The organism is Streptomyces sp. NPDC050842 (assembly GCF_044456565.1).
Taxonomy (GTDB): domain Bacteria; phylum Actinomycetota; class Actinomycetes; order Streptomycetales; family Streptomycetaceae; genus Streptomyces.
Window position 1 is genome coordinate 275,445 of sequence record NZ_JBITGA010000005.1, and the last position, 13,642, is coordinate 289,086.

General features: G+C 70.9%; 17 protein-coding genes and 1 tRNA gene. 11 read left to right on the forward strand and 7 right to left on the reverse strand.

Annotation, left to right across the window (positions count from 1 at the left end; genetic code table 11):
• Window positions 1-46: 46 nt before the first annotated feature.
• A complete protein-coding gene (locus ACIBG6_RS18215; RefSeq protein WP_150268275.1) occupies window positions 47-595 on the reverse strand; it encodes a DNA-binding protein in 549 nt (182 codons plus the stop codon).
• Window positions 596-724: 129 nt separating this feature from the next.
• Between ACIBG6_RS18215 and ACIBG6_RS18220 the strand changes: the two genes are divergently transcribed.
• Window positions 725-797 (forward strand) — tRNA-Ala (locus ACIBG6_RS18220).
• A gap of 34 nt (window positions 798-831) precedes the next feature.
• On the opposite strand, the gene ACIBG6_RS18225 is transcribed toward ACIBG6_RS18220, so the two are convergent.
• From ACIBG6_RS18225 to ACIBG6_RS18240, 4 genes are all read right to left on the reverse strand, one after another.
• Window positions 832-993 (reverse strand): hypothetical protein, encoded by a 162-nt coding sequence (locus ACIBG6_RS18225; protein ID WP_399223586.1) that lies wholly within the window; start codon window positions 991-993, stop codon window positions 832-834.
• A gap of 95 nt (window positions 994-1,088) precedes the next feature.
• Window positions 1,089-1,667: a TetR/AcrR family transcriptional regulator gene (locus tag ACIBG6_RS18230; protein WP_399223587.1), complete on the reverse strand. Its 579-nt coding sequence runs from the start codon at window positions 1,665-1,667 to the stop codon at window positions 1,089-1,091.
• A 30-nt stretch (window positions 1,668-1,697) separates the two neighbouring features.
• Window positions 1,698-2,114: a RidA family protein gene (locus ACIBG6_RS18235; protein ID WP_399223588.1), complete on the reverse strand. Its 417-nt coding sequence runs from the start codon at window positions 2,112-2,114 to the stop codon at window positions 1,698-1,700.
• A gap of 173 nt (window positions 2,115-2,287) precedes the next feature.
• Window positions 2,288-4,783 carry an ATP-binding protein gene (locus ACIBG6_RS18240; protein ID WP_399223589.1) on the reverse strand — a complete coding sequence of 832 codons (2,496 nt, stop codon included), beginning with the start codon at window positions 4,781-4,783 and terminating at the stop codon, window positions 2,288-2,290.
• Window positions 4,784-4,998: 215 nt separating this feature from the next.
• On the opposite strand from ACIBG6_RS18240, the gene ACIBG6_RS18245 reads away from it, so the two are divergent.
• From ACIBG6_RS18245 to ACIBG6_RS18255, 3 genes are all read left to right on the forward strand, one after another.
• Window positions 4,999-5,457, forward strand: coding sequence for a carboxymuconolactone decarboxylase family protein (locus ACIBG6_RS18245; RefSeq protein WP_399224007.1), 459 nt, complete (start codon window positions 4,999-5,001; stop codon window positions 5,455-5,457).
• Window positions 5,458-5,538: 81 nt separating this feature from the next.
• Complete coding sequence (locus ACIBG6_RS18250) at window positions 5,539-6,018, forward strand: iron chaperone (protein ID WP_399223590.1); 480 nt, start codon at window positions 5,539-5,541, stop codon at window positions 6,016-6,018.
• Between the two features lie 173 nt (window positions 6,019-6,191).
• Window positions 6,192-6,581, forward strand: coding sequence for a DUF6344 domain-containing protein (locus ACIBG6_RS18255; protein ID WP_399223591.1), 390 nt, complete (start codon window positions 6,192-6,194; stop codon window positions 6,579-6,581).
• A gap of 158 nt (window positions 6,582-6,739) precedes the next feature.
• Here the strand turns inward: ACIBG6_RS18255 and ACIBG6_RS18260 are convergent, their stop codons facing one another.
• Window positions 6,740-7,492 carry a DUF5324 family protein gene (locus ACIBG6_RS18260; RefSeq protein WP_399223593.1) on the reverse strand — a complete coding sequence of 251 codons (753 nt, stop codon included), beginning with the start codon at window positions 7,490-7,492 and terminating at the stop codon, window positions 6,740-6,742.
• A 335-nt stretch (window positions 7,493-7,827) separates the two neighbouring features.
• Between ACIBG6_RS18260 and ACIBG6_RS18265 the strand changes: the two genes are divergently transcribed.
• A complete protein-coding gene (locus tag ACIBG6_RS18265) occupies window positions 7,828-8,355 on the forward strand; it encodes a peptidylprolyl isomerase (RefSeq protein WP_399223594.1) in 528 nt (175 codons plus the stop codon).
• A 40-nt stretch (window positions 8,356-8,395) separates the two neighbouring features.
• A complete protein-coding gene (locus ACIBG6_RS18270) occupies window positions 8,396-9,262 on the forward strand; it encodes a rhomboid family intramembrane serine protease (RefSeq protein ID WP_399223595.1) in 867 nt (288 codons plus the stop codon).
• A 338-nt stretch (window positions 9,263-9,600) separates the two neighbouring features.
• Here ACIBG6_RS18270 and crgA read toward each other — a convergent pair whose 3' ends face one another.
• On the reverse strand, window positions 9,601-9,855 hold the full coding sequence (crgA, locus tag ACIBG6_RS18275; protein WP_317597154.1) for a cell division protein CrgA: 255 nt from the start codon (window positions 9,853-9,855) through the stop codon (window positions 9,601-9,603).
• Window positions 9,856-9,995: 140 nt separating this feature from the next.
• Here crgA and ACIBG6_RS18280 point away from each other — a divergent pair, with 140 nt between their 5' ends.
• The 5 genes from ACIBG6_RS18280 to ACIBG6_RS18300 all read left to right on the forward strand — a co-directional run bounded on the left by ACIBG6_RS18280 (window position 9,996) and on the right by ACIBG6_RS18300 (window position 13,619).
• A complete protein-coding gene (locus tag ACIBG6_RS18280; RefSeq protein WP_399223596.1) occupies window positions 9,996-10,763 on the forward strand; it encodes a DUF881 domain-containing protein in 768 nt (255 codons plus the stop codon).
• Between the two features lie 34 nt (window positions 10,764-10,797).
• Window positions 10,798-11,502, forward strand: coding sequence for a class E sortase (locus ACIBG6_RS18285; RefSeq protein WP_399224009.1), 705 nt, complete (start codon window positions 10,798-10,800; stop codon window positions 11,500-11,502).
• 64 nt (window positions 11,503-11,566) lie between these two features.
• Window positions 11,567-11,728, forward strand: coding sequence for a hypothetical protein (locus ACIBG6_RS18290; protein ID WP_399223597.1), 162 nt, complete (start codon window positions 11,567-11,569; stop codon window positions 11,726-11,728).
• The gene (locus ACIBG6_RS18295; protein WP_399223598.1) at window positions 11,725-12,363 is read left to right on the forward strand and encodes an aminodeoxychorismate/anthranilate synthase component II; all 639 of its coding nucleotides are present in this window, start codon (window positions 11,725-11,727) and stop codon (window positions 12,361-12,363) included. The genes ACIBG6_RS18290 and ACIBG6_RS18295 overlap by 4 nt, the downstream gene beginning before the upstream one ends.
• Window positions 12,360-13,619, forward strand: a complete 1,260-nt coding sequence (locus ACIBG6_RS18300) for a class E sortase (protein WP_399223599.1) — start codon at window positions 12,360-12,362, stop codon at window positions 13,617-13,619. Before ACIBG6_RS18295 ends, ACIBG6_RS18300 begins: the two co-directional genes overlap by 4 nt.
• Window positions 13,620-13,642: the final 23 nt, after the last annotated feature.

Here is a 13,642-nt window from a genome sequence, read left to right on the forward strand (position 1 = left end):
CCGTCGTGTCGTGTCTCCCCGGTACCGGCCGACCGCCGGTCCCGCGTCAGTTCTGGTGCGACTCGTAGTGCGCGACCGCGTCCGCGGTGCGCCCCGCGCCGTACACCCGGAGGAACTCTGCCAGTTCCGGGTGCGCCGGGGCGAGGGAGTCGGCCGCGTCGATGATGTCGCCCGCGGCCGCCACGGACCGCAGCAGGGACTGGATCTCGCGGACCACGCGGCGCACGGTCGGTGCGCCGGAGCCGGTGGCGGTCTGCGCCGTGCTGGTGAGGACGGAGCCGCCCTGCGACTTCTTGACCTCGTCCATCCGGTCGGTGGCCTCGGCGGCGCTGACGCTGCCGTCGGCGACCTGGACGGCGAGCTCCTGGAGAGCCTGGACGCGCTGGACGACGGCCGGGTTGCCGATCTTCGCCCGCTGGCCGCTCATCAGCTGGGACAGCATGGGCGCGGACAGCCCGAGCACGGCCGCGAGCCTGGCCTGATTGAGCCCGAGATCATCGATCAGCCGACGGAAGAGCGCCCCCAACGGCTCCCCGTACCAACTGCGCTGAAGCTCTCTGGCTCTTGCCGTGGCTTCCTGCTGCGCTGCGTCCATTACTTCTCCCCATCCCTTAGGTTCGCCACTGCGAACCTCGATCAGCATCTTACGGAGAGTGGTCGTGGACCGGGAGTCCCTATCCTTTTGCCGGACATGGGGGGAGACCCGGTACGCTGTTCTCGTTCCGGGGCCTTAGCTCAGTTGGTAGAGCGCTGTCTTTGCATGGCAGATGTCAGGGGTTCGACTCCCCTAGGCTCCACCTGGATGCACCCCCTTGATCTGCGGAAACGCGATCAAGGGGGTGCTTTTTTGTGCCCGTTTCCGGTGGGGTCGACGGCGTGCGGTGGCAGTGAGCGTTCGGCGCACAGGAGGATCGCCGCGCCCGTCAGGACCATCAGCGCGAGGACGGTCCACAGCTGCCACCGCCCCGCGTCGAGGAGGAACCCCAGGAGCATGGGCGCGATGGTGCGGCAGCTGGAGCGACTCGCTCTCGGACTGCCCCCCGGCGGGTGGCTGAGGAGGCGTTCCGCGAGAAGGCCCAGGGCGGCGTCTAGAGGTCGGCGAGGGTGCTGTCCACGGTGTCCAGCAGGGCCTGGCGGTTTCGCTGGACGCGGCCGAGCACGCGCAGTCCGTAGTACGTGCTCTGGACGCGGCGGGCGAGGGCGCGGAGGTCGCCGGTGGAGCGGATCTCGCCGCTGTGGCGGCCGGCGGTGAGGATCGCGTACAGCTCGTTCTCGACCCGGTCGAAGCTGCGCTGTACGGCGTCCCTGACGTCCTGGTCGGGGCCGGAGGCCTCGACGGCGGCATTGATCGCGAAGCAGCCGCGGCCGTCGGCCTCGTCGAGGTCCGCGTCGACGGCGTGGAGCATCATCGCGCGCAGGCGGTTCTTGACGGGGCCGGGGCCCTGGAGCAGGGCGACCTGTTCGGCGGTGCTGGTCTCGTAGTAGCGGTCGAGGGCGCGGAGGTAGAGCGGGCGCTTGCCGCCGAAGGCGTTGTAGAGGCTCGAAGGACCGAGGCCCGTGCTGTCGCAGAGATCGCGGGTCGAGGTGCCCTCGTAGCCGTGCCGCCAGAACGTCTCCATGGCCGCGGTCACGACACGCTCCTCGTCGAACTCTCGCGGCCTGGCCATGCTCCCACCCTAAGACGTCGGCCCCCGGAGTCAGGCCGCGGTGGCGACCGCTTCGATCTCGATCAGCCAGGCGGGGTCCGCCAGCGCGGCGACCTGGACGAAGGTCTCCGCGGGGAAGGGCGCGGCGTAGTGCTTCGCGCGGAGGGCGGCGAAGGCCTCCTGGTGGGGGCCGGAGAGGTCCGTGACGAAGACGGTGAGCTTCACCAGCCGGTCGAGGCCGGACCCGGCGTTGGCCAGGACGGTGGACACGTTGGCCAGGGCCTGGGTGGCCTGCGCCGCGAAGTCGCCGGGGCCGACGGTGGTTCCGTGCGCGTCGATCGGGGCTTGTCCGGAGGTGAAGACCAGGCCGCCGACGCGGATGCCGAGGGAGATGCCGGCCTCCTCGTACCAGTCGGGGTCCGCCGTGACGCGGACGCGGGTGAGGGGCGGAGAGGAGGACGGTGTCATGGCTGCTGCCCCTTCTGTTCCTTCGCCGTGCCTTCGTCGGCGCTTCGTCGACCCTTCGTCAGGTGGGACCGTAGCAGGTTTTGGAGCGATCGATTCAGAATGGTGGTGTCGGGGTGCTTCCCAACGCGGTTGCCTTCTTTCTCTTCCGTCTTCTGGGTCGGTGTCGGTGTCGGTCAGTGCGCGTCGGGAGCGAGCTCCCGCAGCAGCGCGATCCCCTCGTGGGCCAGCGCCTCCGCGTGCCGGTTGCCCAGCCTCCGGGCCAGCTCCAGGGCCTGGCGGTGCAGCCGCAGGGCCTCGTCGGGGCGGCCCGCGAGCCGGCAGGTCTCGGCGTAACCGTCCAGGAAGTGGATCTTCCAGTGCTCCTCGAAGACCTCGTCGAGCAGCGCGAACGCCTCCCGGTGGCTGGCCAGGGCCTCCTCGTACCGCCCCATCTGCCGCAGTGCGACGCCCCGGCAGTTGAGGCACCACGCCTGGTTGTGGAGGTGCCCGTCGTCACGGGCAACCGCCAGCGCCCGCCCCAGGTGCTCCACCGCCTCCTCGGGCCGCTCGGGCGCGACGGCCATACCGAGGGTGATCCGGGCGGTCAGCGCGGGCGGCCAGGCGGGGTCCGTGTGGGGGGTGCCCAGCACCTCCCGGGCCCGCAGCGCCGCCTCTTCCCGGTGGCCCAGCTGGAGCATCGCCCAGGCCTCCGACGCGGCCGCGTGCGCCGTTCCCGTCGGGCTGCCTGCCTGCTCGTACAGCTTCCCCGCCAGCCGGAAGAGGTCGAGCGGCTCCTCGACGTGTCCCGCGTCCCAGCTCAGGTAGCCGCGGCGCAGGGCCAGTTCGGCCTCCGCCCGGGTGTCCCCCGCGCGGGCCGCGTGGACTCCGGCCGCCTCGTACGAGGCGGTGGCCTCCGGCATCCGGCCCGCGTTGTAGCGCGCGAAGCCCAGGTCGCTGTGCGCCTCGGCCAGTTGCAGCGGATCCCCCAGGCGCTCGGCGGCGGCGAGCGACCGCTCGAAGAGGTAGTTGAGGTGGGAGGTGCCGCAGCGGCGGGCGAAGTACGCCCGCAGGAAGCGCGGCAGCTCGCAGACGTGCGTGTCGGCGCCGACGGCGGCGGCCGTCTCGAAGGCGGCCAGGAGGTTCCCGTACTCCGACACGAGCCAGCTGAAGGCCGCGTTCTTGTCCGCGAACCGGGGCAGCGCGGCCGGCGGCGCGCCGGCGGAGGCAGGGCGGCCGGGCGCCAGGTACGGCATGGCGGCGTCGGCCGCCGCCGTCGCGTGGACGTAGTAGTCCAGTACGCGGTGCAGGGCCCGCTCCCGCTCGCGCGCCGCGTCCTGCTCCGCCACGGCCCGGCGCGCGTGCTGGTGCACCAGGTCGTGCAGCCGGTAGCGGCCCGGCGTCGGCTCCTGGACGAGGTGCGCGTTCACCAGGTCCTCGAGGGACGCCCGCGCCTCGCGCAGCGGCAGGTCCGCGAGCGCCGCCACCACGTACGCGTCGAACGATTCCCCCGGCAGCAGGCCGAGCAGCCGGAACAGCCGGGCCCGGGCGCGGTCCAGCTGCCGTACGGACATGGCGAACGCCGCACCGAACTCGGCGTCGAACTCGCTCGCACCCTCGCTCGCGCCCTCCGACATCCGCTCCACGAGGATCCCCACGGTCCAGCCCGGGCGGTGCCGCAGCCGCGCCGCGGCCAACCGCAGGGCGAGCGGCAGCCGGCCGCACAGCCGCAGCACCTCGGCGGCGGACTCCGGATCGCGCGCGAGCCTGCTGTCGGGGCCGCCCGGGTCGCCGCTGGCACGGGCCAGCAGCTCCGCGCTCTCCGCAGGGCTCAGGACGTCGAGCGAGACCGGAGGCACCTCGTCCAGGCCGAGGAGACGGTTGCGGCTCGTGATCAGGGCGACGGACGGCCCGGCGCCGGGCAGCAGCGGGCGGACCTGGTCGGCGTCGGCGGCGTTGTCGAGGACCACGACGACCCGGCGGCGCGCCAGCTCCGACCGCCAGCAGGCGGCCAGCTCCTCGACGCCCTCGCGCGGGACCTTCTCGGAGGGGACGTCGAGCGCGGCCAGCAGCATCCGCAGCGCGGAGTCGGGGTCGAGCGGCGGCCGGCCCTCGGTGAAGCCGTGCAGGTCCACATAGAGCTGGGCGTCCGGGAAATCGGCGGCGAGGCGGTGCGCGGCGTGGACCGCGAGACAGGTCTTGCCCACGCCCGCCATGCCGTCGACGGAGACCGCCCGGTGGCTCTCGACGGCGGCGAACACGGCGGCGAGCCGCTCCTCGCGCCCCGTGAAGTCGGGCACGTCGCGCGGCAGGTCGTTGCGGGGCAGCGGCCGGATCTGCCGGCTGCTCTTCGGAGGCGCGGGCAGGGGGTTCGAGGTCCGCTCCCACAGGGGCCGCAGGGGGCGGGGGTCCCGCTTCACCAGGCGGCACAGGGCGACGACCGCGGGCCAGGGCGGCACGGTCCGGCCGTTGAGGTAGCGCGAGAGCGACGAGGAGCTGAGGCCGGTGTCCCGCGCGAGGGCCCGTACGCCGAGCCCGGACAGCTCGTGGAGCAGGCGCAGCCGGGCGGCCAGCTCCTCCTGCGGGTCGGCTTCCGCGGCTCTGGCGTCCGAGGTTCTGGCTTCCGCGGCCCTCGCGTCCGAGGCTCTCGATCCCGCGGCTCTCGCGTGTGAGTCGGCCGGTCGTGCGTCCATGGGTCCCCCGTCGTCGTCGTATCCCGCTGTGGTGCTGTGATCCCGTCCCGCGCGGGGCGAAGTCTTCCGAGCCAACTCACCGCAGGTCAAGGATGTTTCACCTGTCCCACGGTGTCCCACCGCGATGGCCGCGGCGGGCGGAACGGGCTGTCATGGAGTCACGCCCCGAGGGAACGGGGCACCGACCCGGAAGAGGTGAACAGGTGCGGAGCGAACTGCGGTCCCGTATGCGGAACCCCGTCGCCGTACTGCCCGCCGCGACGCGGCCCGTCCAGGAACTCCTTGCCGCCGTGCGCTCCGGCGGCGTGGACGGGCAGACGCTGGAACTGATCCACCTGCGGGTCAGCCAGATCAACGGCTGCGCCGCCTGCGTCGACGGCGGCGCCAGAACGGCCCGTGCTGCCGGCGTGAGCGACGAGCGGCTGGCCGCGGTCGCCGCCTGGCGCGAGGCCCCGTACTTCACCGCGGCGGAGCGGGCGGCCCTCGGGCTCGCCGAGGCCGCGACACGGCTGGCGGACCGGCCCGACGCGGTCACCGACGAAGTCTGGGACACGGCCGCCACCTACTACGACGAGAAGCGACTCGCCGCGATCATCCTCATGGTCGGCGTCACCAACCTGTTCAACCGGCTCAACGCCACGACTCGGCAGATCGCCGGCGCGTACCGCCCGTAGCCGCATCCGTTACCCCTAGCCAGACCCGTACCCGTACCCGTACCCGCATCCGTATTCCGTACGAGAGCAAGGAAGCCCGCCATGACGAACACGCAGAAGCCCGCCAAGAAGACCGCCGCGGCCGAGACGAAGCCCGAGGAATGGACGGCGGAGGAGCGGAGCGCGATGAAGGAGCGCGCCAAGGAGGTGAAGGCGTCCGCGCGCCGCGGATCGCGCGCCGACAAGGCGGCGGAGGACGAGGCGGCCGTGGTCGCGAAGATCGCCGAGATGGAGGACTCGGACCGGGACATGGCCGAGCGCATCCACGCCGTGGTGAAGGAGAGCGCCCCTGAGCTCGCGCCGAAGCTCTGGTACGGGATGCCCGCGTACGCCAAGGACGGCAAGGTCGTCTGCTTCTTCCAGAGCGCGCAGAAGTTCAACGCGCGGTACGCGACCTTCGGCTTCAACGACGTGGCGAACCTCGACGACGGCACGATGTGGCCGTCCGCCTATGCCCTGAAGGAGCTGACCGCCGCCGACGAGGCGCGGATCGCCGAGCTGGTGAAGAAGGCGGTGAGCTAGGCGCCGGGGCCGGGAGGTGGCCACTGATCCGTACGGGTGGTGTTCATCGGAAGAACTGCGCGGCGGCGGCGTCGTTCCGCGGGAATCTCGGGTCGCATCCACATCATGTGGAAAGTACGTAAAGCGCGCAACCCGAAATGAACCATCCGAGAACGTCACGAAAGTGAGGGATCATGGCCACCGCCAAGGTCAAGCAGTTCTGGACCGCCTTCATCTCCGTCCTCTTCGCCCTGCTCGCCTCCGTCGGCCTGGCGAGCACCGCCACCGCGGCCCAGCAGCCCGCCGTGCAGCAGCCCGAGGAGCCCATCGGCTCCGCCGCTGCCGCCGCGGTCCCCGCCGCCGGGGAGCGTGCCCTCGTCTCCGTACCGGCACAGCGGACGCATCGGTGGCCGCTCGCCGGTGACCGCTCCCTGCCGCCCACCATCAAGCAGCGCATCGGCGCCGAGGCCCACGGCTCCTCCCCCTCCGTCCGCCACCGCCACGCGGGTGGAGCGGCCGAGAGCGACCCGGCCGCGCTGACGGAGACGGCGCTCGCCGCGACGGCGACGGCGGCGGGCGCGTAGGACGCGGGGAGCCGACGTATGCGTACGCGTACTCCCCGCGCCCGTGGAACCGCGAGATCCTCAGAGCAAGACCCTCAGACCTCCTCCAGACCCTTCAGCTCCAGACCCGCCAGACCTTTCAGACCCTCCAGACCCTCCAGACCGGCCGACCGCAGCGGTCAGCGACGCTCGTCGCGCTCCGTATCGGCAGCGGCCTCGGCGTCGGCTTCGGCCTCCGCCTCCGCCTCGATCTCGGCATCAGCCTCGATCTCGGCCTCGGTCTCCTTGAACTGCACCTCCGGATCGAGGAATCCGTTACTGCCGTCGGCGGACGACAGCGTGGATCCCTCACCTACTTCGGTAGGAGCGGGCGGCTCGACCAGCCAGTCGGGATTGGCCTGCTTGTCCCACCACTTCCAGGCGGCGAAGACGCCGCCGGCCACCAAGCCGAGGACCACGAGTCCCTTGGCGAGGCGTCCGGCCCTGGCCCGCCGCTCGTGCTTCCTCACGATCTTCTGAATGTCCCTCGGCGTCACCTGCCCGCGCAGCGCGGCCCAGGCGGCGGTGGAACGCGACCCGGCCTCCTCAAGGACGGGACCGGTCGCGGCGACCGCGTGCTCGACACGCGGAACGGTGTAGTCGGTCGCCTGACGGGCGGCCGAGCGGGTCATGACCGCCGCGCGGTGCGCGGCCGCGTCGACCCGCGGTGGTACGTGTGGTGCGACATACGAGGCGTATTGCGCACGCGCCTGTGCTCGGGCCTGTCGTGTGGCCTTGGAGACCTTCGGCGCGATCCGCACCCGCGCCTCGTGCGCGTAGTGCGTGGCCTGGTCCTTGGCCGTTTCGGCGTACGGCGCCACCACTTCCGCGGCGTGCAGGACGCTCTCCTTCGCCGAATCTGACGCGGCGCGCACGCTGTCCATGCGGGTCACGGGATTCCTCCTCCTCGGTGGCGACGATGTCGGTTTTTCACCTTTCCATCCTTTTCGGAATCATGCCCGTCGGATCGGGGTCCGGCATGCGGGGCGGGCATCCGGGGCATGCGGAGCGGCGAGCAGGGACGCGCGGAGCGGTGAGCCGGGGTCATGCGAGACGGTGATCCGGAGCATGCGAGACGGTGATCCGGAGCATGCGAGACGGTGATCCGGAGCATGTGCGGTGGTGATCCAGGGCATGTGGGGCGGTGATCCAGGGCATGCGAGGATCGGTCACGCCAGAGACAGACGTGACATGACGCGATACGACACGACGTGGACGGAAGGCGACCGTGGCCGAGCAGCTGTACGCGATCCTCAAGACCAGCCTGGGCGAGATCGAGGTCCGGCTGATGCCGTTCCACGCCCCGAAGACGGTGCGCAACTTCGTCGAACTCGCCTCCGGCGAGCGTGAGTGGACGCACCCCGCCACCGGCAAGGTCTCCTCGGATCCGCTCTACGACGGCACGGTCTTCCACCGGGTCATCAAGGGCTTCATGATCCAGGGCGGCGACCCGCTGGGGAACGGCACGGGCGGACCCGGGTACGAGTTCGCCGACGAGTTCCACCCGGAGCTCTTCTTCGACCGTCCGTACCTGCTGGCCATGGCCAACGCCGGCCCGGGCACCAACGGCTCGCAGTTCTTCGTCACGGTCGGCGCCGCGACCTGGCTGAACCGCAAGCACACCATCTTCGGCGAGGTCGCGGGCCAGGAGAGCCGGAAGGTCGTGGACGCGATCGCGGCGGTCGCGACCGACCCGCACACCGAGCGCCCCCTCCAGGACGTGGTGATCGACTCCGTGGTGATCGAGAAGCGCTGAGGCGGAAGTGACGGAAGGGACGCAAGGGAAGGAACCTCCCATGGACCCGCAGTCCGGCCTGCCCCGCTGCTACCGCCACCCGGAGGCCGAGACCGGCATCCGCTGCGCCCGCTGCGACAAGCCCATCTGCCCGCAGTGCATGATCTCCGCCTCGGTCGGTTTCCAGTGCCCGGACTGTGTGCGCAACGGTTCGGGAACCGGCCACGCCGCCGACGCCAACCAGCCCCGGACGCTCGCGGGCGGCCGGGTGGCGGCCGACGACCGTCTGGTCACCAAGATCCTGATCGGGATCAACCTCGCGGTCTACCTGATGGTGCTGCTGTTCGGGGACCGGCTCGTCGACGAGCTCGTGCTCATCGGCTACGCCTACATGCCGGCCCTCGGCGAGGTGGTCGGGGTCGCGGACGGCGAGTGGTACCGGCTGCTGACGTCGACCGTCCTCCACCAGGAGGTCTGGCACATCCTCTTCAACGTGCTGGGCCTGTGGGTGATCGGCGGGATCGTCGAGCCCGAGCTCGGCCGGATCCGGTACGTGGTCCTGTGCGTGCTCTCCGGACTCTCCGGCTCCGTGCTCGCCTATCTCGTCGCCGCGCAGAACCAGCCCTCGCTGGGCGCCTCCGGCGTCGTCTACGGCCTGATCGGCGCCTGGTTCGTGCTGGCCCGGCGCAAGCGGCACGACATGCGGCCGGTGGTCCTCTTCGTGGCGCTGTCGCTGCTCATGACCTTCACCCGTCCGGGGATCTCCTGGGAGGCCCACGTCGGTGGTCTCGTCGCGGGCGTCCTGGTGACGTACGCGCTGGTGCACGCGCCGAGGGCGCGCAGGGACCTCGTGCAGTACGGGGCCTGTGGACTGCTGCTCCTGCTCGACCTGGGGCTGGTACTCGCCCGATCCGCTGCGCTCACCTGAGCGCAGGGGGCTGTGGACGAGCTCTTTTCCAAGCTTTCCCCAGAGTTATCCACAGCGTGGGGCGGCTTGTCCCCGCATTGTGGGGAAAGACTGCACCCCTCGCCTCTGACCTGGTGTTTCTCCAGGGAGGCGAGGGGTGCAGTGCGTTCCACGGCAGGTGATCGCGCTCACAAAGCGGTCATACCGGCGTCAACCTCGTCCGAGTTATCCACAGATCTTCGTAAGTTATCCAGTGCTGTGTACAACGCTGTGGATAAGTTCAGGGGAGAGCTTGACGAGCCGCCGGTCCAGCCGATAAATCGCGGGCTGTTGCGCTGCCCCGCTGCTTCGCTACGTCGCTACTTCCACTGCGTGGAGACGCCGAAGCCCGCCGCGATGAAGCCGAAGCCCACCACGATGTTCCAATTGCGGATCGCCTCGATCGGCATCGAGCCGTCGGTGACGTAGAAGACGACGATCCACACCAGCCCGATGGCGAACAACGCCAGCATGACGGGGGCCACCCAGCTGTGGTTCGTCAGCTTGATGTTGGTGGCCTGCTTGGCAGGCGTAGGCGTGAAGTCGGCCTTCTTGCGGATACGTGACTTCGGCACGAGGGACTCTCCTGTCGATGCGCTGCGTGACCGCGCAGGGAACTGTGGCTGGCGCCGGGATGTGACGTAGGAGGAAGACTGCGTCCCCCGGGCGTCCGTTAGCGTAGTGGTTCCGCGGCACCGAAGGGGATCAGGGTACGTTGAGCAATTCCGCCGACACTCCCACAGGGCCGGGCCGCACCACGAGGTGGCGCCCCGTCCGGGTGCTCACCCTTGCCGTCTTCGCCCTCGCCGGACTGATCTTCGTCACGAGCTTCAACACCGCCAAGGGCACCAACATCCGCACGGACGCCTCGCTGCTCAGGCTCTCCGACCTCATCGAGGAACGCAGCCACAAGAACGCCGGGCTCGACGAGTCCACCGCCGCCCTCCGCTCCCAGGTCGACGGCCTCGCCGCCCGCGACGACGGTTCCACCCGTGCGGAGGACGCGAAGCTCGACGCCCTCGAAGCGACCGCGGGGACCAAGGAGGTCTCCGGCTCCGGTCTCACCGTCACCCTCGACGACGCCCCGCCCAACGCCCAGGCGGCCCCGGGCTACCCCGAGCCGCAGGCGAACGACCTCGTCATCCACCAGCAGGACCTCCAGGCCGTCGTCAACGCCCTGTGGCAGGGCGGCGCCAAGGGCATCCGCGTGATGGACCAGCGGCTCATCTCCACCAGCGCCGTGCGCTGCGTCGGCAACACCCTGATCCTCCAGGGCCGCGTCTACTCGCCCCCGTACAAGATCACGGCCGTCGGCGACCGCGGGAAGCTGAGCAAGGCGCTCGCCCAGTCCCCGGCTCTCCAGAACTACCAGCTGTACGTCAAGGCGTACGGGCTCGGCTGGAAAGTCGACGACCACAAGGCGGTGACTCTGCCCGGCTACTCGGGCACAGTGGACCTCCACTACGCGAAGCCGGTGAGCTGACCGGAGGGACTGCAGGGAGGGGCGCGTGGGCGGCTTGCGTCTCGTCGTGCGGACCTTCAGCGAGCTGTGCCTGACCGTCGGCACCCTGATCGTCCTCTTCGTCGTGTACGTCCTGTACTGGACCGGCGTCCAGGCCGAGAGCGCGAGCGCCGGCCAGATCGACACCCTCCAGCGGGAGTGGGCGGACGCACCGCTCGCACCGGCGCCCGCGCCGGGGCCCTCGTCCCCACCCGCCCCCACGACGCGCCCCTACGCCCCCGGCAAGGGGATCGCCGTCATGTACGTCCCCCGGCTCGGCAAGGACTGGAAGTGGCCCGTCCTCGAAGGCACAGACTCGGGCGTCCTGAAGAAGGGCCTCGGGCACTACGCGGCCACCACCCGCCTCGGCGCGACCGGGAACTTCGCCGTCGCCGGCCATCGCCGCACGTACGGCGACCCCTTCAAGGACTTCCCGCGGCTGCGCCCCGGCGACGCGGTCGTCCTCACCGACGGGACGACCTGGTTCACGTACCGGATCGACCGCGGCCCCTACAGGACCCTGCCCACCGACGTCGGGGTCGTCGCCCCCGTACCGAAACCCCTCAAGAAGAACGCGGCCGGCTACGACGGGCCCGGCCGCTACCTCACCCTCACCACCTGCGAGCCCGAGTGGGGCAGCAGCCACCGGCTGATCGTCTGGGCGCACCTCGACGCCACACAGCCGGTGACCGACGGTCGTCCACAGGCTTTGGACAGCTGACCCCCCACGGCCCCCTCGCCCCGTACTCTGGTCCCCGTAACGAACGGAAGGGGCGGTCGACGTCATGTACGGCTGGATCTGGAGGCATCTGCCGGGCAACGCGTGGGTGCGGGCACTGGTCTCGATCGTGCTGGTACTCGCGGTGGTCTACGCCCTCTTCCAGTACGTGTTCCCCTGGGCGGAGCCCCTGCTTCCGTTCAACGATGTGACGGTGGACGGCCAGTGAGCGCGCGCATTCTCGTCGTCGACAACTACGACAGCTTCGTCTTCAACCTCGTCCAGTACCTCTACCAGCTCGGTGCCGAGTGCGAAGTCCTCCGCAATGACGAGGTCGAGCTGAGCCACGCACAGGACGGCTTCGACGGCGTCCTGCTGTCGCCCGGACCCGGCGCGCCCGAGCAGGCCGGGGTCTGCATCGACATGGTCCGGCACTGCGCCGACACCGGCGTGCCCGTCTTCGGCGTCTGCCTCGGCATGCAGTCGATGGCCGTGGCGTACGGCGGCGTCGTCGACCGTGCGCCCGAGCTGCTGCACGGCAAGACCTCCCCTGTCACGCACGAGGGCAAGGGCGTCTTCGCCGGCCTCCCCTCGCCCTTCACGGCGACCCGCTACCACTCGCTGGCCGCCGAGCCCGCCGCCCTGCCGGCCGAGCTCGAGGTCACCGCGCGGACCGAGGACGGCATCATCATGGGGCTGCGCCACCGTGAACTGCCCGTCGAAGGCGTTCAGTTCCACCCCGAGTCGGTCCTCACCGAGCACGGCCACCTGATGCTCGCGAACTGGCTGGAGCGGTGCGGCGATAAGGGGGCGGTCGGCCGGTCGGCGGGGCTCGCGCCGGTGGTGGGCAAGGCCGTCGCGTGACGACGGGCTCGCCGTGGTTCCGGGACGGGGGAGGCCCGGGGCCGGAGCCGATACCCGTGGACCCGTACGGGCAGGGGGAGCAACTCCCTTACGAGCCGACGGCGTACGAGACTCCGGCGGCCCCCGGGTACGAGACCCAGGCGGCCCCCGCGTACGAGGCCCAGGCCGGCCCCGCGTACGAGGCTCCGTACGGCCCCCGGCCGACGTACGCGCCGCAGCCCGCCTACGAGGCACCGCACGAGCCGAGGTATGAGCCGCCGCACGAGCCGACGTACGAGCCGCCGTACGAGCCGCCGTATGACGCGGCCTCTCACGAGCCCACGTACGCGTCGTACGCGCCGGAGGAGCCCCCACAGGCCTCACCGGCCCCACGGGACGAGACGGTGGCCCTGCGGGCCGTGGAGACGCCTCAGGGGCCTCAGGGGCCTCAGGGGCCCGGGCGGGCCGAGCGGCGCCGCGCGGCCAAGGGCGGCAGAGGCAAGGGCCGCGGCAGCGCCCCCGCCGCCGGCGCGGGGAGGGGGACGGCGGGCGAATCCCGCCCCCTCTCGCGCGTCGAGGCCCGCCGCGCCGCCCGCGAGGCCAAGGACAGCGTCGGTGTCGTCGCCAGCCGGATCATCGGTGAACTCTTCATCACCTTCGGCGTCGTCATGCTCCTCTTCGTCACCTACCAGCTGTGGTGGACGAACATCCGCGCCGGTCAGCAGACCGACCGCGCCAAGGAACAGATAGAGGACACCTGGGCGAAGGGCGACAGCAAGCCGGAGGCCTTCGAGCCCGGCGAGGGCTTCGCCATCATGTACATCCCCAAGCTCGACGTCGTCGTGCCCATCGCCGAGGGCATCAACAAGACCAAGGTCCTCGACAAGGGCATGGTCGGCCACTACGCCGACGGCAAGCTCAAGACGGCCATGCCCTCCGACAAGCAGGGCAACTTCGCCGTGGCCGGACACCGCAACACGCACGGCGAACCGTTCCGGTACGTCAACCAGCTCAAGCCCGGCGACCCGATCGTCGTCGAGACCCAGGACGCGTACTACACCTACGCGATGGCGAGCATCCTGCCCCAGACCGCGCCGTCGAACATCTCGGTGATCGACCCGGTCCCGAAGGGGTCCGGCTTCACGAAGCCAGGCCGGTACATCACGCTGACCACGTGCACGCCCGAGTTCACGAGCACGTACCGCATGATCGTCTGGGGCACGTTGGTCGAGGAACGCCCGCGCAGCAAGGGAAAGCCCGAGGCACTCGTAGGCTGAGACCCGACACCTCCGGACGGGAC